The 240-nt window shown below is 58.3% G+C and carries 1 protein-coding gene; it reads left to right on the forward strand.

The genetic code is table 11. From position 1 onward, the window contains the following. The first annotated feature begins 5 nt into the window (after positions 1-5). Complete coding sequence (locus tag XI08_RS09680) at positions 6-227, forward strand: hypothetical protein (RefSeq protein ID WP_271574247.1); 222 nt, start codon at positions 6-8, stop codon at positions 225-227. The last annotated feature ends 13 nt before the right edge of the window (positions 228-240 follow it).

Genomic DNA, 240 nt, shown 5'->3' on the forward strand with positions numbered 1-240 from the left:
ACAACATGACCCTACTCCCCGAGCTAGTTCCTGCGATCGACCGGCGTGCCCTCGCGATCATGGGCAACACGATGCCGGCCCGATATCCAGATGACGACGAAGAGGACGACGACGAAGAGGAAGACGAGGAAGAGGAAGACGAGGAAGAGGAAGACGAGGAAGAGGAAGACGAGGAAGAGGACAAAACCGACGAACCGCCGGTCGTGCGCGAGCCGGATGATGACTAAGCAGGGTGCTTAT

This window comes from Bradyrhizobium sp. CCBAU 11361 (assembly GCF_028128935.1).
Classification (GTDB): domain Bacteria; phylum Pseudomonadota; class Alphaproteobacteria; order Rhizobiales; family Xanthobacteraceae; genus Bradyrhizobium; species Bradyrhizobium niftali.

What these genes read in the sequence shown, in the direction of transcription:
- XI08_RS09680 (WP_271574247.1), top strand. Translation starts at nt 6, where the DNA reads ATGACCCTACTCCCCGAGCTAGTTCCTGCGATCGACCGGCGTGCCCTC.